The sequence below is a fragment of the Allomuricauda sp. ARW1Y1 genome (assembly GCF_013407935.1).
Lineage (GTDB): Bacteria > Bacteroidota > Bacteroidia > Flavobacteriales > Flavobacteriaceae > Flagellimonas.
The window spans coordinates 137,917-159,319 of the sequence record NZ_JACBZU010000004.1 but is presented as its reverse complement, the minus strand read 5'-3'; the positions used below and the strand labels follow the sequence as shown (position 1 = coordinate 159,319).

Genomic DNA, 21,403 nt, shown 5'->3' with positions numbered 1-21,403 from the left:
TAGAGCAAATTGATGATTGACATAAAAGTTCCGGCCCGAATCTGTTTTTACGGCGACCATCAAGATTATTTAGGTCTGCCCGTTATTGCGGGAACCATAGACCGTTACATCAAGATTAAGGGAGTACCCAATTCCAATGGGAGCTACACTATAAAACTATTAGATCTTGATGATGGGGTCTCCGTTGCTTTGCAAGATAGTTTGAAGGAGGTCAGATCAGGAGATTATTTTAGATCGGTGATGGCCGTTTTAAGACAGAATAACTTCCATTGGCAGCAAGGCTATGATGTGGAGATTACTGGAAACATACCATTGAATGCTGGCTTGTCCAGTTCTTCGGCCTTGGTGGTCGCTTGGATACGTTTTTTGGTCGAGGCAGCAGGCAAATCCCATCAAATCAGTGATGAACAAATTGGAAAGTGGGCCTATGAGGCCGAAGTTCTGTTCTTTGATCAGCCCGGAGGACTCATGGACCAGTATACCATAGCTCAAAAAGGACTCATTTATATCGATACGGAAACAGGTGAAAGTACACGATTAAAGGCCGATTTGGGAAAATTGCTCGTGGCGGAATCGGGAGTACCCAAAAAAACATTGGAAGTACTCAAAAATGCTCGGGTATATGCTCAACAGGCGGTGGCATCGGTCCAAAATGAACATACCGACTTCAATTTGAAGCAAGCCACGCCAAAAGACTACGAAAAATATATCGATTTGGTTCCCGAAGAACTTAAAGGCTATTGGTATGCCACTATTTATAACTACCATATTACCTTGGAAGCAAAAAAGGAGCTGCTCCGACCAAATCCGAATATCCTGTTTTTGGGAGATTTGATGAACCAGCACCAGCGTATCCTTGAAGATGAAATCAAGAATACCCCTTTGGAAATGGCACAAATGATGAAGGCCGCACGCGAAGCCGGAGCCCTTGGGACAAAGACCATTGGTTCGGGAGGGGGCGGCTGTATGGTAGCCATGGTAACGGAGGATACGGAGGAAAGGGTGAAACGCGCCTTTTTGGACCATGGGGCCAAAGCTGTCTATGCGGTGAACCTAACGAATTGAGAAAGATGGAAAACACGAGTTTGATTGTAATGGTAGGGGGTGCGTCCTCACGTATGAAGCGAAGTCTAAAAGCTAGGGAAGAAAGAACCATTATGGACCACATTCCCCATAAAAGCTTGATTCCCGTAGGTAAGAAAGGGCATCCTTTTTTGTATTATTTGGTACGGAATGCGGTGGAGGCAGGATACACCAAACTGTACTTGATCACCAGCCCGGAAAATACCGCCTTTCAACAATTGAAAGATCAAAGGATGTTTTCCAAAGACCTGGAAGTCCACCTGGCCGTGCAAGAAGTTCCCGAAGGACGCCAAAAACCATTGGGTACGGCTGATGCACTTCAGCAATGTTTGGATCAATACCCTGAATTGCAACGGACCACTTTTACGGTTTGTAATGGCGATAACCTTTATTCTGTTGGAGCCCTCAAGGATTTAAGGAAAGATAGAAAAGCCCCTCATGCGTTGATTAGCTATGGCAGTTCTGGTTTTGAGTATACCGAGGAGCGCATAGCCAAGTTTGCGGTAATGGATATTTCTTCGGATGGATTTTTACGGCAAATCATTGAAAAACCAGATGTGGAGGATGTGCCCCAATATAAAGATGCCACGGGCGAGCTTCGGGTAAGCATGAACATTTTTAGTTTTTTTGGAGCTGAGGTTTATCCATATTTGAAAAACTGCCCCATGGACCCGGTTCGTAATGAAAAGGAACTTCCGAAGGCTGTTGGAATGTTGGTGGCCGACCACCCTAAAGCCGTACTTTGTATACCACGTTCCGAACATATTCCCGACTTGACCGATGCCAACGATATTCAATTATTTAAAAATTTGGACTAACTTAAGGGCAGCAAATCCCATGTTTGCATCGGGTAACGTTTAAATTTTTGAAATGGAATCGTATGCAACGGCATTGTTATATGCCACGCCATTTTTTATCGGTCTTGTACTTATCGAAATTTTGTATGGCCGATTTGTAAAGGATCAAAAACACAACCTCATGGATACCGTGAGCAGTCTTAGCTCAGGTTTGACCAATGTGGTGAAGGATTCATTGGGCCTTGTGCTTATTTTGGTGAGCTACCCCTTTTTGTTGGAACATTTGGCACTTATCGAGATCAAGGCAACTTGGTTGGTCTGGGTGGTGGCTTTTATTGCTTTGGATTTTGCCGGTTATTGGAACCATAGGTTGAGCCATCACATCAATCTTTTTTGGAACCAGCATGTGATACATCACAGCAGTGAAGAGTTTAATTTGGCCTGTGCGCTGCGGCAGCCTATTTCCAACTTGTTGGGGTACTATGCCCTTTTGTTGATTCCGGCCGCCCTATTGGGCGTTCCCAATCAAGTGATCGCCATATTGGCCCCGATACACCTCTTTGCCCAGTTTTGGTACCATACCCAGTATATTGGCAAAATGGGGATTCTGGAATATGTTATCGTGACCCCTTCGCAACATCGGGTGCACCATGCCATCAATCCAGAGTATATCGACAAAAACCTAGGACAGATTTTTTGTATTTGGGATCGCATGTTCGGTACCTTTCAAGAGGAGTTGGATGATGTGCCGCCACAATACGGGGTGCTGAAACCGGCGAATACTTGGAATCCCATCATCATCAATTTTCAACATATATGGCGATTGATGCAGGACGCATGGCGCACCCGAAGCTATTGGGACAAACTTCGGATATGGTTTATGCCCACAGGATGGCGTCCGCAGGACGTGAAGGACAAATATCCGGTTGAGGTTATCCAAGATGTCTACAATTTCAAAAAATACAGTCCCGAAACTTCACCTTGGTTAAAGGGATATGCCCTTTTCCAATTGATCGCAACTACTTTTTTGATGCTTTTTATGTTCTACAGCTATTTGGAAATCGGATTTGATGGCTTGCTGTTGTTTGGGGCGTTTATCTTTGTCGGTATTTATGGGTACACCACCCTAATGGACCGAAAATCGTATGCTGTTTGGATTGAGGTGATTCGGGGTGTGGCAGGATTGGTACTAATCTATTTATCGGGCGATTGGTTTGGCATCGATGCTTATGTATCCATTGGGAGCTATCTGGTGGCCCTCTATTTCTTGATTACTATTTTCGGGGGTGTTTACTTTACTTATGTGGAGAAATCCTTTGCGACGGCTGATTGGGCCTCTTAAAGGTTTTTAAGCTCCTTCTCAACTATGTTCACATAGTTTTCCATGGCCTCTTCCACACTGATGCTCTTGGCCTGAAAGAGTGCATTTGCCTTGAACGCATTGATGAGCGGAGTTCGACTGCCGGGGTTTTCAAAATTTTTGTTGGCAATCTTAAAGTAGGCGTAGAGTTTTAATAAGAGGTCCGCAGGAAGTGGATCCGTGTAGTCGTTAACAAAGTTAACGGCATCCTCAAATCGTTTATGTAACTCCTCCTTAGTCATCCAATGGTCTTACCGATGCAATGCACGTGCGTGCCCCGATTACTTTTTGATTCAGTTTTACGGTGATGTCGCAGTCAAGCGGCAAAAGCAAATCCACCCGTGAACCGAATTTGATGAAACCAGCATCTTCCCCTTGTGTAACCTGTTCGCCCTCCTCGGCGTAGTTTACGATTCTTCGTGCCATGGCACCTGCAATTTGTCGGTATCCGATCTCGCCAAATTTTGGGGTATGCAGTATTATCGTGGTTCGCTCGTTATCGGTGCTGGATTTGGGATGCCAAGCCACTAAATATTTTCCGGGGTGATATTTGGAGTAGGTGACAGTACCACTGGCGGGATAACGGGTAACATGAACATTGACGGGCGACATAAAAATGGAGACCTGCTTTCGCTTTCCTTTGAAATATTCGGGTTCATCCACCTCTTCGATTACCACGACCTTTCCGTCCACTGGAGCCAATATTTCATCAAAGTTAGGGGTCACCAATCTCTTTGGGTTTCTAAAAAATTGCAAGATGGCCACCAAAAGCAATAGCGCCGCAATCTGAACCGTCATTCGGGCCCATTCCAAATCCATAGTGTATTGTGCCGCCAATACAATGGCCACCACTATAAAAAAAGTGAATATGATTATTTTTTGACCCTCTTTATGAAACATAGGAGAAAATATTTAAAATCAAATATGCAAATGGTGCGGCAAACACCAAACTGTCCAATCGGTCCCAGATTCCACCATGTCCCGGCAGGATAGCGCCGCTATCTTTTACACCGGCCATTCGTTTAAACTTGGATTCCAACAAGTCGCCCAAACTTCCTGCAACCACGATCAAGCAAGCCATTGCCATCCACTCGATTATCGAAAGCCGTGTTTCGTACCACGATAAAAAATAGGCGGCGACCAGTGCAAAAATAAGACCTCCGACAGAACCTTCAATAGTTTTTTTTGGGGAAACTGCAGGAAAAAGTTTGGTGCGTCCCAAAGTTCGTCCCACCAGATAGGCAAATGTATCGTTTACCCATATCAAAATAAAGATGCCCATGATCAAAAATTGGGCAAATTCATCAATCTTGTAAGGTATCATCGTCAAAAAAATACACCCGCCACCAATATAGAAGAGCCCGATCAAGAATTTCTGTACGTCATTGAAATATTTGGGTTTTTTGGAGAACAGGAACATCAATAGGGCAATGTCCACCGCGATGGTGCAAAGCATGAGCATGTTCACGGCCATAGTGTCGTTGGTGAGGTAAATAAAAACCCACCACAGTGTCAAATAGGCCATGAAGATGTAGTACCCCTTTAGCTTTACAATTCGCTTGTACTCATACAGACATCCAAGTCCGAAGGCCATAAAAAGAAAGTCGAAGGCGTCCGAACTCAAAAATACTGCGCCCAACAGAAGTACTACGTAAATTACCCCTGTTATGGAGCGTCTTAAAATTTCTCTCATCTACTCAGAAATCTTCTAGGAGTAAAAGATATACATTTTTGGAAGCACTCCCATAGGAAAGAAAGTCATCTTTATTTTCGGGTGTTTGCTGAAAGTGCTTTAGGGTGGTGATATTGTTGGGGATGTTTTTCTGGTACCGTTCCTTGATTATTTTGAGTGCTTCGCTAATGGAATCTACCAGCTGGCTCGTGGTGGCGAACACAATGAGGTTGGACGGTAACTCGTCCAGTTTCTTTTCCTTGATTTGATGGGAACACACCAAAATGGACCCATTATGGGCCACCAAGTGTTCGCAGGTGGTAAAGAAAATATCGCTTTCGTTACGATTGTTGGTGAATTGAAGCTTTTCCGAAGCAAACTTGGTCTCTATCCTTGGGTCCAGCGAATAGAAGAGGTGGTTTTGCCAGTCGTTTTCCGAAACGATGTTTTTGAGGGCCTCGGAAACCTCGGCAAAATCTTCACAGTAAATGAACTTTCCACCATTTTTTTTGAAGTAGATGGTAAACTTTTCATCAACGGGAATTTTTAGGTCGGGCATGTGTTCTCCCCGGGTTTCCGCAGTTTCTTTGGAAACCTTTTTTCCTCCTCCGAAAAGTTTTTTAAAAACTCCCATTAATGGTTTTGTGTTCTTTCTACTTAATCAATATAACTCCTTTGATTAGATGTTGTTTGTAGCGATTACTCTGCTGGCTCCAACTTTTCTTCCTCTTTTTCAAAAGGGCGCTGTCCAAAGATTTTTTCCAAATCATCCTTGAATATGACCTCCTTGTCCAAAAGACGTTCGGCAAGCTCGGTGAGTTTGTCCTTGTTGTCCTCCAACAATTTAATGGCCCTTTGATATTGCGCTTCAATCATTTTGGATATTTCCTGATCAATCTTTTGGGCCGTTTCCTCACTATAAGGTTTGGTAAAGCCGTACTCGTTTTGACCCGTGGAATCGTAATAGGTGATATTGCCCAATTCGTCATTCAGTCCGTAAATGGTCACCATGGCCCTGGCCTGTTTGGTCACTTTCTCCAAATCGCTCAATGCCCCTGTTGAAATTTTTCCGAACATCACTTTCTCAGCGGCTCTACCTCCCATGGTGGCACACATCTCATCCAACATCTGTTCTGGTCGTACGATCAAACGTTCTTCGGGCAAATACCAAGCAGCTCCAAGCGACTGACCTCGAGGAACGATGGTCACTTTCACCAAAGGCGCGGCATGTTCCAGCATCCAGCTTACCGTGGCGTGACCTGCTTCGTGGAATGCAATGGTCTTTTTCTCTTCTGGGGTGATAATTTTGTTCTTTTTTTCCAGACCGCCCACAATTCTATCCACGGCATCCAAGAAATCTTGTTTGGTAACTGCTTTTTTCTCCTTACGGGCAGCGATCAATGCCGCTTCGTTACAAACGTTGGCAATATCGGCTCCGGAGAAACCTGGGGTCTGTTTGGCCAAAAAGTCCAAATCCAGGGTTTCGGCGGTTTTTATAGGACGAAGGTGTACTTCGAATATTTCTTTTCTTTCGTTGAGGTCGGGCAGGTCCACATAGATTTGACGGTCAAAACGTCCTGCACGCATCAAGGCTTTGTCCAGAACATCGGCACGGTTGGTAGCGGCCAATACAATTACGTTGGTATTGGTTCCAAATCCATCCATTTCGGTCAATAACTGGTTCAAGGTATTCTCACGTTCGTCATTGGAACCTGTAAAGTTGTTTTTTCCCCTAGCTCGTCCAATGGCGTCGATTTCATCAATAAAAATGATAGCGGGTGACTTATCCTTTGCTTGTTTGAAAAGGTCACGCACCCTTGATGCTCCAACCCCTACGAACATTTCCACAAAATCCGAACCGGACAAGGAGAAGAAAGGAACTTTGGCTTCACCTGCTACGGCTTTCGCCAAAAGGGTTTTACCCGTTCCCGGAGGGCCTACCAATAAGGCTCCCTTTGGGATTTTACCACCAAGTGAAGTGTATTTATCCGGGTTTTTAAGGAATTCCACAATTTCTTGAACCTCTTCCTTGGCCCCTTCCAAACCAGCAACATCTTTGAACGATGTACGGGTATCGGTTTTCTCGTCGAAGAGTTTGGCCTTGGACTTCCCTATGTTGAAAATCTGTCCACCAGCACCACCTCCAGCACCGCCTGACATTCTACGCATCAGGTAGATCCAAATACCAATGATCAAGGCAAATGGTAAGAGCGTCAAAAATATTTCGCCAAGTACATTGGATTCCGTGTCAAACTCGACAATGGTATCCAAGTTGTTCTCTTTCTTTATCTCGGTGATTTCGTTCTGGAAAATCTGAAGGTCACCATAGTCCAATACATACTGGGGAACCAGATTGGTTGATGGGAACAGCGGCTTTTCGGCCACTCCTTTGTGAACATCCTTCTTCATGGCCTCCTCGGTGAGGTATACCTTGGCCTGTCTGGTATTGGTAATGATGACAATCTTGGAGATATCACCATTGCGCAAGAATTCCTGTAATTCGGAGGTTGTTGTTTTTTCCGTACTTGAAAAATTGCTTCCACCAAAAAACTGGAAGCCGATAATCAATGCGATGACTACGCCATATATCCACCACGAACTAAAACGTGGCTTCTTTGGTGTATTATTATTTGGGTTGTTTTCTTTTGCCATTTTTTTTAAGAATTGTAACTGCTTTCCACCATAGTGACCTTGGCATCTCCCCAAAGCCCCTCAATATCATAGAATTCCCTAATGTGTTTTTGAAATACATGCACCACAACGTTGACATAGTCCATAAGCACCCATTCGGCGTTCTCAGAACCCTCAACATGCCATGGCTTGTCCTGCAGGGCCTTGCTGACCTTTTTCTGCACGGAGGATACAATTGCGTTCACATGTGTGTTGGAAGTACCGTTACAGATGATGAAGTAGTCGCAAACTGTATTTTCGATTTCCCTAAGGTCCAGTAGATTTATGTCAACTCCTTTAACGTCTTCTATTCCTTCCAGGATCAAGGCAATCAATTCATCTGCGCTAGCTTTCTTTTTCTGCATTCAAAAAGTTTAGTTTTTACAAAGTTATGTTTTTTTTGTTTTCTTAGCCCTAGTTTTTAACAAATCGTAAAGGCTTGTCACATTGGGAAAACATTTTCAGATACTCAAACTTGATGCCACGGATTCCACAAATATCTTTTTGAAAGATTTGTTGCGCTCGGAAAATCCTTTGGATTATACCGTGGTCGTAACCCGTAGGCAGCTGAAGGGCAGGGGGCAAATGAATACAGTTTGGGATTCTGAAGGAGGTAAAAACTTAACGTTCAGTGTCTTAAAAAAGTTTGACGCCATGAGTGTCCGGCATCAATTTGCGCTCAATATTGCAGTGTCCTTGGCCGTTTTCAATGCCTTGAACAAGCTAGCCATTCCTGATGTACAGATCAAATGGCCTAACGACATTATGTCAGGTTCGCGAAAAATCTGTGGCATTTTGATAGAAAACTTGCTTAGGGGCAATAAAGTGGGCGAAGCGATCATAGGCATCGGGCTTAATGTAAACCAGACGGATTTTGGGGTTTTGGACAAGGCGTCTTCCTTGAAGCTGGTGACTGGTAGGAATTTCGATTTGGACGAACTCCTTCATACCATTTTGGAATGCCTTAAACTCCAACTGGATACCGTGGAAGCTAAAACAGTCACCCAATTGCTGCCCGCCTACGAGCAACTGTTGTTCAGAAGAGATAAGCCCTCGACCTTTGCCAACGCGAAAGGAGAGCGGTTAATGGGTTATATCCGAGGGGTGTCCACCTCCGGAAAGTTGGTCATCGAACTGGAGGACCGGATTTTAAAGGAATTTGATCTAAAGGAGGTAACGCTTCTTTACTGACCGATTTTGTCCATATTGTTGGACAGGGTTCCCATAAAATTGGTGATGGGTCCTTTGATCATCATGGCCATCATGGCGTTGAATTCCCCTTCGAAGCTTAGCCCGACCTCACTTTGATCATTATCCAAAGCTTTGATGTCAGCTGTAAGTGTAAACGGTAATTTATCGCTGGCTGCACCCAAGACTACCTTTTCGTTTGGATGCTGTTCCTTGAGCCGTAGCACAATTTCCGGCATACCTTTCAAGGCAAACTTGAAGGTATTCTCGTCCAACACTTCAAATTTTTCGATATTCTCGGGCATTAAGGTTTCAAAGTTTTTGATATCCGTCAGGAATTCAAACACTTCTTTATCGCTTTTGGATACGATTTTTTTTGAGGTCTCAATGTGCATGGTAAACTATGGTTTCCATTGTTGTGGATTCGATCTCCACTCCAATAGGGTCTGTAATTGATTTTCTTTTATGTAATGGGTGTCGGAAGCCTGCTCTATCAAATTCTCGTAGTCGGAGAGGGTATGCAGTTCCACACCCTCTTTTTCAAAGTTTTCGGTTGAAACGGGAAAACCGTAGGTGAAGATGGCAATCATTCCTTTGATATCGGCGTTTTGCTCCTTCAGGGCTTGAACAGCATTAAGGCTACTGTTGCCAGTGCTGATCAAATCCTCGATGACCACAACACTTTGTCCGGGTTCAAAATAGCCTTCAATCTGATTTTGCCTACCGTGCTCTTTTGGTTTTGGCCTTACATAAACAAAAGGAAGACCTAGGGCCTCTGCTACCAAAATACCGATTCCGATGGCACCCGTGGCCACGCCGGCAATCACGTCGGGCCTTCCGTAGAGGTTCTCTACTTGCTTTGCAATTTCTTCTCGAACAAAGTTTCTTACCGCAGGGTAAGAGAGCATAATCCTATTATCACAATAAATAGGCGATTTCCAACCTGAAGCCCATGTAAAAGGATTTTCAGGTTCCAACTTAATTGCATTAATTTGTAATAACAGCTCTGCTGTTTTTTTTGCGATTCCCTTATCTAAAACCATTGCGCAAATGTATGAAGTTTTTGTTAATGAGGCTCCACTGATCTTAACAAACGAGCGACCCCAGGATTCCAATGGTAATTTGTTTTCTTTGGATGGTGATTCCATAGTTGAGGCGATTCGCCTATTGTCCAAAAAGAAGCTGAAAAAGGCGTATTTATATCATCCTGACGACAAAAAGATCCTCAAACTGTTCATGCACAAAATCCCCGTGGTTGTTGCGGGCGGTGGTTTTGTCATCAATAAAAAAGGGAAAGTGCTTTTCATTTACAGAAATGGGAAATGGGACCTGCCCAAAGGTAAGGTGGATAAGGGGGAGTCCATAGAGAGCGCTGCTGTTCGCGAGGTGGAGGAGGAAACAGGGGTGAAAGATTTGGTCATCGAGCGGTTCCTTCATACTACCTACCATATTTTTAAGCGCAACGGGGAATATCGATTGAAGCAGACCCACTGGTTCATTATGTCAACGGACTATACGGGCAAATTGGTCGCAGAAAAATCCGAAGGCATCAAAAAAGTGAAATGGAAAGGTCCTCGCAAGACCAAAAAAGCACTAAAGAACTCCTACCACAACATTAAGGTGCTATTCGAGGATTGGCCCTTTGACTAATTGGCGAACAATCCCGCAGCTTCACTGTTTTTGGCGACACGGTAGATGGGGTAGGTCAAATAGGCCTCTTCAAAATGTACGGAACGCTCAAAAATCCAATTGAGCTGTGCATACCAATTGTTCGAAAAATTCAGGTCTTCCTCTTTTTTGGCTTCAAACTCTTTTGCCAACAAAGAATCCTTTTGTAACATTTCCAAAGCTACATCCTCAAAAACATAGGGAGAAAAGCCTTCTTTTCGCTGTAAAACAGTATCAAAAAAGTTCCAATTGAAGAATGAGTCCGCTCCTTGGGGCTCCAAGGTTTCCAACAGGTACCGAATACCGGGCTGTCTTGTAGGTACCCAAAGATCGCCTTCCCTAAAATGGATGTCCTTTACGTTTTTGGATACCTTGGTATCCGAATGGAGATAGTGGCCTTCGTAGGGCGAATTTCTGGTATCGTATTCCTCAATACTATACACTTCCACCGAAAGGGTGGTGTCCTTTTTTATGGGTATGTATTGTATTTTGTTGGCATCCAACCGCTCGATTACCCTGTTCCAACTACGCTTAACAATGTAGGCTTCTGGAATGGTCACCGTATCCATGGGGTAATAATAATCCTGATAAATGGTTTCTTTGGTAAAGGGCTTATCGCGATTGTATTTTAATCGTGGTAGACCGGTTACTTCACTTGTCAGCCGTTCTGCTTCATACCCCTTAAAGTTGAGGATGCTGGTTTGTGTGGTATCCACTTGCCAATTGAAATGGTATTCGGAAAGCTCCAAATTGGATTCCAATGTTTCCTTACGGAGTGTTTTGATCGTGTTGTGCTCTTTTTCCACTACATCAATCAAGCTTTCCATCAAAGCATAGGTGCCTTCCACACGTTGTTGGTAGGGTTTTAGCATATGGGTCTCTACCATTAGCCCCAAAGTGCTCCATAGGGTGGTGTAGCCGGTGGAGTATCGGGGGTGGTCCATAAATTGGCTAAAACCTTCTTCCGGCGGAACATTGAACACATTAACGTAGGGGGTAATGTCCCACTCCTTTTCAATCAAGGATTGTTCGAGACCTGGCATAAAAGTGTCATGGAGGTATTTGCCCATTTCACCTCCCAATTTATTGTGCTGTGTGAACAAATGGGTCAAGGTGTATTGGTAATCGGCCCCGTTGCTCACATGGTTGTCCACAAAAACATCGGGTTTTACCATATGGAATATTTGGGCAAAAGTTCTAGCGTTTTGGGTGTCCATTTTTATGAAGTCACGATTCAAATCGTAATTTCGGGCGTTGCCCCGAAATCCGTAGGATTCTGGACCGTTCTGATTGGCCCGGGTGGTGGAGTTTCGGTTGAGCGCACCGCCCACATTATAGACCGGAATCGTAACCAATACGGTGTTCTTTGGAGCTTCCAATACACCTGTGGCCAAATCGCGGTACAGCATCATGGTGGCGTCGATTCCATCACTTTCCCCGGGATGTATCCCATTATTGATAAGGATGATGGTCTTTTCCTTGCGGATATTTTCAAAATTAAAGTCCCCGTCAGGGTTAAAGGTAACGGTGTGCAAGGGGTAGCCGCTGTCCGTTTTGCCAATGGTCTGGATATTGATTTCTGGAAATTCGCGGGCCAAGGCCATGTAGTAATCAATGGTCTGTTGATAGGTCGCCGTTTCCTTGCCTTCCGAAAGTTCGTAATGGGTAGGATACGAGGATTGCTCGTCCTGTGTTTCAGATTTACAGGAGATAATGAGAACTACGGACAAAAAAAGAATAATCTGCTTCAAAATGCTTCGGGAACTTTAGGTTGCACAAATGGTGTACTTGCAAGTGCCAAAAATACAGAATATTATGATCTACGACGCAATCCCCATACAACCCAGTTCGTTTGCTTCGATTTTGAAAATGGGTTTGTTCTTAAAGTTGAGCGGATAGGGGCAGCGGTCCTTAAATTCTGCCCATTTTTTATGATCCAAGGGGTCTATGGACGATGTGATCATATTGATGACGATCTGCTCTTTGATCTCCAGTTGGATCAGTTCATCCAAAAACTCCCATCCATCCATTATGGGCATGTTGATATCCAAAAAGATGACCTCGGGAATGGTTCCTCCGGTTTTGTTCCTTTCCTTCAAAGCTTCATGGGCCTCGTGGCCATTTTGAAAAATTTGGATGTCATCGCATTCCGCTACAGACTTCAACATTTTTTTGATGCCAAAAACAGTTATGGGGTCATCGTCCACAATAAAAATACAACTAACTTTCTTCATTAAAACTTACATTGAATGTAGTGCCTTTATCTACTTCACTCTGCACTGTTATACTTCCGCCCATGGCCTCGATTTGGTTCTTTACCAAGTAAAGCCCAAAGCCTTTGGCATCTTCTCTGTTGTGGAACGTTTTGTACATTCCAAATATTTTGTTTCCGTATTTGTTTAGATCAATTCCCAGTCCATTATCCGATATGCTCAGTTCAATCCCTTTTTGGGATTTTAGGGCATTGATGGTAATCTGGAGTTTACGGTCGGGACTTTTATACTTGACCGCATTGGATACCAGATTCAACAATATGCTATCCAGATAGGCAGGTACACAGTTGATCTGTAATTGCTCAGGAACATGGTTTGTTACCTGTGCGTGGTTGTGCTCCAATAGTGCCGACTGGTCCTGCAATACCTTTACCACAGCATGGCGTAGGTGCACGTTTTTTTTGATCACCAAGGTATTTGAGTTTACATCTACCACTTGGTTCAGGTTGGCCAAGGTTTCCAAGAGATTGTCGGAAGCTTGGCGCAGCATCTTGATCAATCGCAGCCTTTCCGTGGGATCCTTTTCAGCATCTAGAAATCCCAATAACATGGAAAAGTTGGCGGAATGCGACCTTAGATTATGTGAAACAATATGTGCAAAGCTGATCAGTTTTTGGTTTTGCATCACTGCAATGGCGTTGAGGCTCCGCAATTGTTCCTCCTTCTTTTTCATGTGCGTAATGTCCATGCTCATCCCAATAAGGCCACAGACTTTGCCGTCCAGATCAAAATAGGGGATTTTGGAGGTAAGATGGTGGGTTACCTTACCATTAAGGACACTTTTGGTCTCTTTTCCAATAATAGGGGTCAGGTTTTTCATGACCTGAAGGTCTTCCTCACGGGAAATTTGGGCATACTCTTTTTCAAAAAGGTCAAAATCGGTTTTACCGATGAGGTCAATTGGTTTTTTGCCCAAATAGTTGCATTCACTCTTGTTGACCAAAATTTTTCTGGATTCCAGATCCTTTACGTATACGTTTAAGGGGAGGCTATCGACCAAAGTGGACAATAACTGCTGGTGTTCCCTTACCCGTGTATCTGCCATCACTTCCTCATGAATATCCTTGATCGTTCCAAATACTTTGATGATCTTTCCATTTTTTACCAAAGGTTTACCCGTAATACGTACCCATCGCTCTTGTCCCATATAGGTCACCAGCAAAAGGTTGATATCGTAAGGTTGAAGGTTATTGGTTACTCGATGGAACAGCATGGAAGCCTTGTTTCTGCTGTATCCCACTTTGTAAAAATTGATGGCCTCCTGCGCGTTTGGCAGATAATTTTCCGGAACCTGATGAATGCGTTTGGTTTCTTTGCACCAGAATAACTCTTCGGTTTTTAAATCATATTCCCACCAACCGGTCTTGGACACTTCCATCTTGGTCTCCAAAATGTTATGGAGCCAGTCCAATTCTTCTTGTTTTTTTACTTCGGAGGTGATATCGTCCGTTTGGACAATGGTACCGATTACATTTTCCTTTTCATCGAACCAGGGAGCAAAATGGCTTTTGAGGTGTAGGGTGGTATAGTTGACTTTGATGGTATGCTCAAGGGTGAAAGAAAGGTTGTCCTTGAGTTGCTGCTTTAATTCGATTTTCTCGGGGAACAAGGTAAATATTTCTGGACCTTTTCCCTTGGTAAAGGAAGCAAGTCCGAACATTTTTAACCAAGAGCAGGAAGCATCCAAAAGAGTACCCTCTTGGGAAATAAGCGCTGTTGCCTTGGGCAACTGTTTCAAAACATAAAATGGATCAACTCTCTCAACTGCTTTCAAAACTCGGGGGATGCTTAAAAAACGTTCTACCTACTCAGAAATTTCTGACCAAAGTAGAGCTATTTGTCCGAATTACAATTTTTATTGTTGTGAAAACAACCCACAGTGTTGTATTTATTCGTTTGAGGATTGTTTGTTGTTACATAAAAATAAAGAAAAAACTTACAAAATTAAAATGTAAACTAGGATTTGACCACGACCGTATCCGGCACCAGACCGGAGTAGTCCCCGCCATTTCGGATAACGTCGCGAACAATGGAGGAGCTGATGTACGATTTGCCGGAGGAGGTCAACAGAAACACCGTTTCAATTTCGGAAAGCTTGCGATTGGTGTGTGCAATGGCCTTTTCAAACTCGAAATCAGCAGGGTTGCGCAGTCCCCTTAAAATAAAATTGGCACCGATTTTTTTACAGAAATCCACCGTAAGACCTTGGTAAGTAGTCACTTTGATCTTGGGTTCGTCCTTGAAGGCCTCTTTAATAAACCTAACACGTTCCTCCAAGGAAAACATGTAGCTTTTATCGGCATTGATTCCTATGGCTATGACCAGTTCGTCAAAAAGGGTAATCCCTCTTTTAATGATGTCATAGTGGCCTAATGTCAATGGATCAAAGGAACCGGGGAAGAGTGCGCGTCTCATGTTGTGTTTTAAAGTTGTTTAAAAATACGGTTTCTAGCGCAAAGCTTCAACAATCGCACTGTCAAAAAGGTCTTCAAGGGAAATTCCAGCTGTTCTGGCTTGCTGCGGTAGGAGACTTTCCTCTGTCAGTCCGGGAGTTGTGTTTATTTCCAGCAAGTGGGGCACGTCACCAATAAAAATAAACTCACTTCGGGTGTACCCCTTCAATCCCAACGTTTTATAAATGAACTCGGCCAACTGCCTCACATTGGATTCCTGTTTTTCCGAGATTCTCGCTGGTGTTATTTCTTTGGACTTGCCCAAATATTTCGCCTCGAAATCGAAAAAATCGTTTTCCGAAATGATTTCCGTTGCCGGTAGCACGGTTACTTTGTCCTTATATGTGATGACACCGACAGAGACTTCGGTACCATCCAAAAAAGATTCTATGATAATCTGTGTGTCTTCCTTAAATGCGTTTTCTATGGCGTTTCCAAGTTCTTCTTTTTGGTACACCTTGGACACCCCGTAGCTGCTACCGGCCCGGTTGGCTTTTACAAAGCAGGGCAGTCCCACCTTTTGCACAATGGCATCTTCATCCACATCTTGGCCCTTGTTCAAAAAGTAGGATTGTGCACAGGGAACGCCATAAGGTTTCAAAGTGCTCAACAGGTCCCTTTTGTTAAAGGTGAGCGCGGCCTCATAGTGGTTGCAAGACGTATGGCGAATACCCAAAAGTTCGAAGTAGGCTTGCATCAACCCATCTTCACCGGGAGTACCGTGGATGGCATTGAAAACACAATCAAAGTGAATTTCATTACCATCGATGTTAAGGCTGAAATCGGATTTTTCCATAGGAAACTCTCGGTTGTTCTCATCGAGATAAAACCACTTTTCACGTGTGATGATTACCCTGTACGGATGGTATTTGTCTCTGTCCAGATACTTGTATACCACATTTCCGCTTTTGATGGAAATACCGTGCTCACTGGAATAGCCCCCCATGATGATGGCAATGTTCTTTTTCATTGGCTGGTAAAATATCGCTGGACCAAAGTAAAGAAAAAAGGGTTGGCTTTCCTATATTTGTTGCGTTAAGGTGAACTACATGAAGAATTTTTTGAACTTTTTAAAAAGCAAGACTTTTTTGATCCAATTGGGATTGGCGGCAGGAGCAGTCCTTGTTTTGGTGTTCCTTGCTTTGCAATGGCTAAAGGGCACCACCAATCACGGTGAATTTGTGGAGGTTCCCGATTTTTCCAAAATGTCGGTGATGGAGATGCGCAAGGCCGTAGAGGAGGCAGGACTAAGATATCAAGTATTGGATTCTTCCGATTTTAATCCAGAGTATCCACGATTTTCCATATTGGACCAAAATCCACCAGCAGGCAATAAGGTAAAGGCCAATCGCAAGATTTATTTTACCGTAAACCCATCGGGATATAAGAAAGTGACGGTACCGGATATCATCCAAGTAACCCAACGAAATGCAGCTTCCATGTTGCGTGCGGTAGGGCTTGAGGTGGAGCGTGTAACCTATATCGATGAACTCGGAAAGGACATGGTGTACCGAATGAAGCACAAAGGGAAATACATTAAACCTGGCGACCGATTGCCCAAAACTTCGCAAGTGGAGTTGATCTGTGGTAATGGAACCATTCCCGGTAGTGCAAAAGTACAGGCAGACTCCCAATAAATATGGATATTTCCGATAATCAGGACGAGCTTTCCCAAGATGATCTGTATGAACATCATGGTTTTGTGGCATCAAAAGGGCAAGAACCACTTCGTGTGGATAAATTCCTGATGAACTTTATTGAGAATGCTACGAGAAACAAAATCCAGCAGGCCGCCAAAAGGGGGCACATTTGGGTAAACGGTGCCATCGTCAAACAAAATTATAAGGTTAAGGCAGGGGATGAGGTCAAAGTGATGTTTGAGCATCCGCCCTACGAGTTTTTGTTGACGCCCGAGAACATTCCTTTGAACATTGTGTACGAGGACGAAGTACTTCTTGTGGTGAACAAGCCCGCTGGAATGGTGGTACACCCGGGACATGGAAATTACTCGGGGACCTTGATCAATGCCTTGGTCTACCATTTTGAGAATTTGCCCAACAACAGTTCGGACCGACCCGGATTGGTGCACCGCATCGATAAGGACACCTCTGGGTTGTTGGTCATTGCCAAGACAGAGTCGGCCATGACCCATTTGGCGCAGCAATTTTTTGAAAAAAGCAGCGAACGGGAATACGTAGCCTTGGTTTGGGGCAATGTGGAAGAGGACGAGGGGACCATAGAGGGGCACATCGCCCGCAACCCCAAAAATAGGCTGCAAATGATGGTATTTCCCGATGGGAGCGACGGTAAGGAGGCGGTGACCCATTATAAAGTCTTGGAACGATTTGGTTATGTTACCTTGGTGTCTTGCCGCTTGGAAACCGGTAGGACCCACCAAATTCGCGTCCACATGAAATATATTGGCCACACCCTGTTCAACGATGAGCGCTATGGTGGTGATAAGATTTTGAAGGGGACCACTTTTACCAAATACAAACAATTCGTGGAAAATGCCTTCAAAGTGCTGCCGCGTCAGGCCCTGCACGCCAAAACCCTTGGTTTTGAGCATCCGGTCACCGGAGAGTTTATGCGGTTTGATTCCGAGTTGCCTGAAGACATGGTCGCCGGTATCGAAAAATGGCGGAGTTATGCCAAGCATCACGAATCATAGGTTTCCTCAATCCAAAGATTGAAAACACCTTTGGAATCCCCTTCCGAAAAACGAAAATCCTCGTTATTTTTACCAAAAAGGAATACCATGAAAATTGTCATATCCCCGGCAAAGTCGCTTGATTACGAGACTGCTTTGCCTACTTCAAAATACAGTCAGCCCCAATTTTTGGAACAAGCGGAAAAATTGAACGCCGTTTTGAAGAAGAAAAAACCCAAGGCACTATCGGAACTTATGTCCATTTCGGATAAGTTGGCAGATTTGAACTGGGAGCGCAACCAACAGTTTGAACTACCTTTTACCCTGGATAATGCCAGACCTGCGGTTTATGCCTTTAACGGGGATGTATACCAAGGTTTGGATGCATACACCATTCCCGAAGAGCAGTTGGACCATCTACAGGACACACTTCGGATTTTGTCGGGACTATACGGTGTTTTAAAGCCACTGGACCTTATACAGCCCTACCGATTGGAGATGGGCACCCAACTTAAAGTGGGCCGTAAAAAGAACCTTTACGAGTTTTGGAAGGACCAAATCACGGCGTCTTTGAATGAAGAGCTTCAGGAGGATGAATTATTTGTAAACCTGGCCAGTAACGAATACTTCGGTGCCGTGGACGAAAAAAAGCTAAAGGTTCCCGTTATAGCCCCCGTTTTTAAGGATTGGAAAAACGATAAACTAAAGGTGATCAGTTTCTACGCCAAAAAAGCCCGTGGTTCCATGGTGCGCTATATTTTGGACAAGGGTGCCGAAACCTTGGACGATATCAAGAATTTTGACCACGATGGCTACATGTATAGCGAGGAGCATACAGTGAAGAAAAACGAGCCTGTGTTTGTTCGTTAAAAAACTTTGGTAAAATCCGAAGTAATCTTTAAGTTATCCAAATGGGGTATGATGTTACGATTGAAGTGCCCATACCTTAAATTGTGATACGCCTAAATTTAACCCAGAGGTTACACTTTATTCACGACCTTTGAGTGAACGTCCATTGATAACACTAACATAAACGAAATCCATGCAGCAGACTAAACGGTTAGAAGAATTCAAAAAATCGGTAACCAATAAGTTCAATATTTACAACAGCCTATTCCTGAGCTTGCCCTACAAGAACGTGGAAAATGTGGGGAATTTGGTTCCGCTTTTGCTCGATCAATGCGAAAAGGGACTGAAGGAAGGTAAAGATCCACAGGAAATATTGGAAGTGTTCTTTTCCAATTTTGTGAATATTCAGGATGAAAGGGAGCGGTTGGATTTTATGTTCCGGATGATCCAATATGTGGAGCGGCAAGTGGTCCTCTATGATAGTGTCGAGGATTCGGCATTTCCCAAGCTGCAGAAATACAGTAGTTCCTTGACCATTAAGGATTATTTTGAGCTGGTAAACCGCACCAAAAATTGGGACAAGGTATCCAAAAAACTGTCCACCTTTAGTGCGCGTATCGTTTTAACGGCCCACCCAACCCAGTTTTATACCCCGGCTATTTTGGATATTATCGCGGAACTTCGTTCGCTCATTGATCAAGATAGAATCTACGATATTGATGTGACCTTGCAGCAGTTGGGGCTAACATCTTTGATCAATGCCAAAAAGCCAACGCCTTTGGATGAAGCAAAAAACATTATTTACATTCTTAGGCATACGTATTATGATGCGGTTGGGGAACTGTATCAGTATGTAAAGAGCAATATTCGGGATGACAAGTTTGAGAACTACAACCTAATGAAGCTTGGATTTTGGCCCGGAGGTGACCGGGATGGAAACCCTTACGTAACCGCTGAAATCACCAAGCAGGTAGCCGATGAACTTAGGCTTACTTTGATGAAATGCTACTACAACGAATTGAAGGGACTTCGTAAAAAACTCACCTTTAAAGGGATGCAGGAAGATTTGAACGATTTGAGCTCAAAATTGTACAATGCCATGTTCAACGTGGACGCCGCCATTTCCTATTCAGAAATTATTGGCTACCTGGAAAACATCAGGGAAAAACTGCGCTCAGATTATCACGATCTCTATTTGGACGAATTGAACCAACTGATGGATAAGGTCCATATTTTTAAGACCCATTTTGCCACACTGGATATCCGTCAAGATCACAGTAAGCATTTATTGGTGGTGGAAAGTGTCCTCAAGAAAGAGGGTATCATTAAAGAAAGTATCGACGAGCTCAAGGAACAGGAATTGGTGAAACTATTGCTGGAGAAAAACTTCCAACTCAATCCAAAGGATTTCGAGGATGATATCGTAAAAGATACCATTGTCAATATCAAAAACCTTAAGTCCATTCAGGAAAAGAACGGAGAAGATGGTTGCAACCGTTACATCATCAGCAATTCCGAAGATATTTTTTCCGTATTGTTCGTGTTCGGGCTGTTTAGATGGTGCGGATGGGACGAAAAGGAAATCACTTTTGATATTGTTCCATTGTTCGAAACTATGAAGGGTATGGATGCTTCCGAGGAAGTGATGCAAACCTTATTCGATATTCCACAATATCGCCAGCACTTGGAACGAAGAAGGGATATCCATACCATAATGCTGGGCTTTTCGGATGGTACCAAGGACGGTGGCTATTTAAAGGCCAACTGGTCCATTTTAAAGACCAAGGAGACATTGAGCAAGGTCTGTAAGAAAAACGGTGTGGCCGCTATTTTCTTTGATGGTAGGGGGGGACCGCCAGCAAGGGGCGGAGGAAAAACGCACAGGTTCTACGCAGCCCAGACCAAGGATGTCGCCAATCATGAGATTCAGCTTACCATTCAGGGACAGACCATAACCAGTACCTACGGTACCAAAGAGCAGTTTATCCACAACTCCGAACAGTTGCTCACGGCAGGATTGAGCAACAACCTCTTCGGTAAGGAACTTACCATTTCCGCTGCCCAGCGTAAATTGATTGAAGAACTCTCAGAGCTCAGCTTTGAGAAGTACGATGCGTTGAAGCAGCATGAGAAATTTATGCCCTATTTGGAACATCGAAGTACATTAAAGTACTACACCAAAGCAAACATTGGCAGTAGACCTGGAAAACGAGGTAACAAAAAACAATTGACCTTATCAGACTTGCGTGCGATATCTTTTGTAGGCTCTTGGAGCCAACTCAAACAGAATGTGCCCGGATACTTTGGTCTGGGAACTGCCATAAGTGCCTTGAAAGAGCAAGGAAGACTATCCGAAGTGAAAAAGTTATACAAAGAGGTGCCATTCTTCAGGGCATTGATGCACAACAGTATGATGTCGTTGGCGAAATCCAATTTTAATCTGACCGGTTACATGAAGGAGGACCCTGAGTTTGGAGATTTCTGGAACATTTTGCACGACGAGTTCCAGTTATCCAAAAAAATGCTCTTGCAGATTTCGGGCGATAAAATGTTGATGGAGGACGAAGCCGTATCACGGGAGTCGGTCAAAATCAGGGAAAAGATTGTATTGCCCCTGTTGGTGATTCAGCAGAATGCTTTGTACCATATCACACAAAATTCAGAGTACAAGGAATTGTACGAGAAAATTGTGACACGTTCGCTTTACGGTAACATCAACGCGAGTCGAAACTCTGCCTAG

22 protein-coding genes are annotated in these 21,403 nt (G+C 43.8%); 9 read left to right on the top strand and 13 right to left on the bottom strand.

Features of this window, described 5'->3' with window-relative positions:
* Positions 1 to 12 precede the first annotated feature (12 nt).
* The 3 genes from GGE08_RS11950 to GGE08_RS11940 are packed head-to-tail and all read left to right on the top strand — an operon-like array spanning position 13 to position 3,222.
* A complete protein-coding gene (locus GGE08_RS11950; RefSeq protein ID WP_179385118.1) occupies positions 13 to 1,065 on the top strand; it encodes a GHMP kinase in 1,053 nt (350 codons plus the stop codon).
* Positions 1,066 to 1,070: 5 nt separating this feature from the next.
* Positions 1,071 to 1,901: a sugar phosphate nucleotidyltransferase gene (locus tag GGE08_RS11945; protein WP_179385117.1), complete on the top strand. Its 831-nt coding sequence runs from the start codon at positions 1,071 to 1,073 to the stop codon at positions 1,899 to 1,901.
* A 52-nt stretch (positions 1,902 to 1,953) separates the two neighbouring features.
* A complete protein-coding gene (locus tag GGE08_RS11940) occupies positions 1,954 to 3,222 on the top strand; it encodes a sterol desaturase family protein (RefSeq protein WP_179385116.1) in 1,269 nt (422 codons plus the stop codon).
* Here GGE08_RS11940 and GGE08_RS11935 read toward each other — a convergent pair.
* The 6 genes from GGE08_RS11935 to rsfS all read right to left on the bottom strand — a co-directional run bounded on the left by GGE08_RS11935 (position 3,219) and on the right by rsfS (position 7,947).
* On the bottom strand, positions 3,219 to 3,482 hold the full coding sequence (locus tag GGE08_RS11935; protein ID WP_179385115.1) for an acyl-CoA-binding protein: 264 nt from the start codon (positions 3,480 to 3,482) through the stop codon (positions 3,219 to 3,221). The genes GGE08_RS11940 and GGE08_RS11935 overlap by 4 nt on opposite strands.
* Positions 3,475 to 4,140 carry a phosphatidylserine decarboxylase family protein gene (locus GGE08_RS11930; protein ID WP_179385114.1) on the bottom strand — a complete coding sequence of 222 codons (666 nt, stop codon included), beginning with the start codon at positions 4,138 to 4,140 and terminating at the stop codon, positions 3,475 to 3,477. Before GGE08_RS11930 ends, GGE08_RS11935 begins: the two co-directional genes overlap by 8 nt.
* Positions 4,130 to 4,933: a phosphatidate cytidylyltransferase gene (locus GGE08_RS11925; protein ID WP_179385113.1), complete on the bottom strand. Its 804-nt coding sequence runs from the start codon at positions 4,931 to 4,933 to the stop codon at positions 4,130 to 4,132. The genes GGE08_RS11930 and GGE08_RS11925 overlap by 11 nt, the downstream gene beginning before the upstream one ends.
* A gap of 4 nt (positions 4,934 to 4,937) precedes the next feature.
* Positions 4,938 to 5,546 (bottom strand): LUD domain-containing protein, encoded by a 609-nt coding sequence (locus tag GGE08_RS11920; RefSeq protein ID WP_179385112.1) that lies wholly within the window; start codon positions 5,544 to 5,546, stop codon positions 4,938 to 4,940.
* Positions 5,547 to 5,611: 65 nt separating this feature from the next.
* Complete coding sequence (gene ftsH, locus GGE08_RS11915; RefSeq protein ID WP_179385111.1) at positions 5,612 to 7,564, bottom strand: ATP-dependent zinc metalloprotease FtsH; 1,953 nt, start codon at positions 7,562 to 7,564, stop codon at positions 5,612 to 5,614.
* 5 nt (positions 7,565 to 7,569) lie between these two features.
* A complete protein-coding gene (rsfS, locus tag GGE08_RS11910; protein WP_179385110.1) occupies positions 7,570 to 7,947 on the bottom strand; it encodes a ribosome silencing factor in 378 nt (125 codons plus the stop codon).
* Between the two features lie 82 nt (positions 7,948 to 8,029).
* Between rsfS and GGE08_RS11905 the strand changes: the two genes are divergently transcribed.
* Positions 8,030 to 8,773 (top strand): biotin--[acetyl-CoA-carboxylase] ligase, encoded by a 744-nt coding sequence (locus GGE08_RS11905; protein WP_179385109.1) that lies wholly within the window; start codon positions 8,030 to 8,032, stop codon positions 8,771 to 8,773.
* Here the strand turns inward: GGE08_RS11905 and GGE08_RS11900 are convergent.
* Positions 8,767 to 9,165: an SRPBCC family protein gene (locus GGE08_RS11900; RefSeq protein ID WP_179385108.1), complete on the bottom strand. Its 399-nt coding sequence runs from the start codon at positions 9,163 to 9,165 to the stop codon at positions 8,767 to 8,769. The two genes, GGE08_RS11905 and GGE08_RS11900, sit on opposite strands and share 7 nt — an antisense overlap.
* A gap of 6 nt (positions 9,166 to 9,171) precedes the next feature.
* Complete coding sequence (pyrE, locus tag GGE08_RS11895; protein WP_179385107.1) at positions 9,172 to 9,813, bottom strand: orotate phosphoribosyltransferase; 642 nt, start codon at positions 9,811 to 9,813, stop codon at positions 9,172 to 9,174.
* A 7-nt stretch (positions 9,814 to 9,820) separates the two neighbouring features.
* Between pyrE and GGE08_RS11890 the strand changes: the two genes are divergently transcribed.
* Positions 9,821 to 10,420 carry an NUDIX hydrolase gene (locus GGE08_RS11890; protein WP_179385106.1) on the top strand — a complete coding sequence of 200 codons (600 nt, stop codon included), beginning with the start codon at positions 9,821 to 9,823 and terminating at the stop codon, positions 10,418 to 10,420.
* Here the strand turns inward: GGE08_RS11890 and GGE08_RS11885 are convergent.
* The 5 genes from GGE08_RS11885 to GGE08_RS11865 all read right to left on the bottom strand — a co-directional run bounded on the left by GGE08_RS11885 (position 10,417) and on the right by GGE08_RS11865 (position 16,134).
* Positions 10,417 to 12,189 carry a M14 family metallopeptidase gene (locus tag GGE08_RS11885; RefSeq protein ID WP_179385105.1) on the bottom strand — a complete coding sequence of 591 codons (1,773 nt, stop codon included), beginning with the start codon at positions 12,187 to 12,189 and terminating at the stop codon, positions 10,417 to 10,419. The genes GGE08_RS11890 and GGE08_RS11885 overlap by 4 nt on opposite strands.
* A 69-nt stretch (positions 12,190 to 12,258) precedes the next feature.
* Positions 12,259 to 12,672, bottom strand: coding sequence for a response regulator (locus GGE08_RS11880; protein WP_179385104.1), 414 nt, complete (start codon positions 12,670 to 12,672; stop codon positions 12,259 to 12,261).
* Positions 12,659 to 14,485: a PAS domain-containing protein gene (locus tag GGE08_RS11875; RefSeq protein WP_179385103.1), complete on the bottom strand. Its 1,827-nt coding sequence runs from the start codon at positions 14,483 to 14,485 to the stop codon at positions 12,659 to 12,661. The genes GGE08_RS11880 and GGE08_RS11875 overlap by 14 nt, the downstream gene beginning before the upstream one ends.
* Before the next feature lie 182 nt (positions 14,486 to 14,667).
* A complete protein-coding gene (gene coaD, locus GGE08_RS11870; RefSeq protein WP_179385102.1) occupies positions 14,668 to 15,126 on the bottom strand; it encodes a pantetheine-phosphate adenylyltransferase in 459 nt (152 codons plus the stop codon).
* Between the two features lie 33 nt (positions 15,127 to 15,159).
* The gene (locus tag GGE08_RS11865) at positions 15,160 to 16,134 is read right to left on the bottom strand and encodes a D-alanine--D-alanine ligase (RefSeq protein ID WP_179385101.1); all 975 of its coding nucleotides are present in this window, start codon (positions 16,132 to 16,134) and stop codon (positions 15,160 to 15,162) included.
* A 79-nt stretch (positions 16,135 to 16,213) separates the two neighbouring features.
* Here GGE08_RS11865 and GGE08_RS11860 point away from each other — a divergent pair, with 79 nt between their 5' ends.
* The 4 genes from GGE08_RS11860 (at position 16,214) to GGE08_RS11845 (ending at position 21,403) form a co-directional block, all read left to right on the top strand.
* Positions 16,214 to 16,801, top strand: coding sequence for a PASTA domain-containing protein (locus GGE08_RS11860; RefSeq protein WP_179385100.1), 588 nt, complete (start codon positions 16,214 to 16,216; stop codon positions 16,799 to 16,801).
* Positions 16,802 to 16,803: 2 nt separating this feature from the next.
* Entirely contained in the window at positions 16,804 to 17,835 is a 1,032-nt protein-coding gene (locus GGE08_RS11855; protein ID WP_179385099.1) for an RluA family pseudouridine synthase, read from the top strand.
* Between the two features lie 87 nt (positions 17,836 to 17,922).
* The gene (gene yaaA / locus GGE08_RS11850; protein WP_179385098.1) at positions 17,923 to 18,684 is read left to right on the top strand and encodes a peroxide stress protein YaaA; all 762 of its coding nucleotides are present in this window, start codon (positions 17,923 to 17,925) and stop codon (positions 18,682 to 18,684) included.
* 172 nt (positions 18,685 to 18,856) lie between these two features.
* On the top strand, positions 18,857 to 21,403 hold the full coding sequence (locus tag GGE08_RS11845) for a phosphoenolpyruvate carboxylase (protein ID WP_179385097.1): 2,547 nt from the start codon (positions 18,857 to 18,859) through the stop codon (positions 21,401 to 21,403).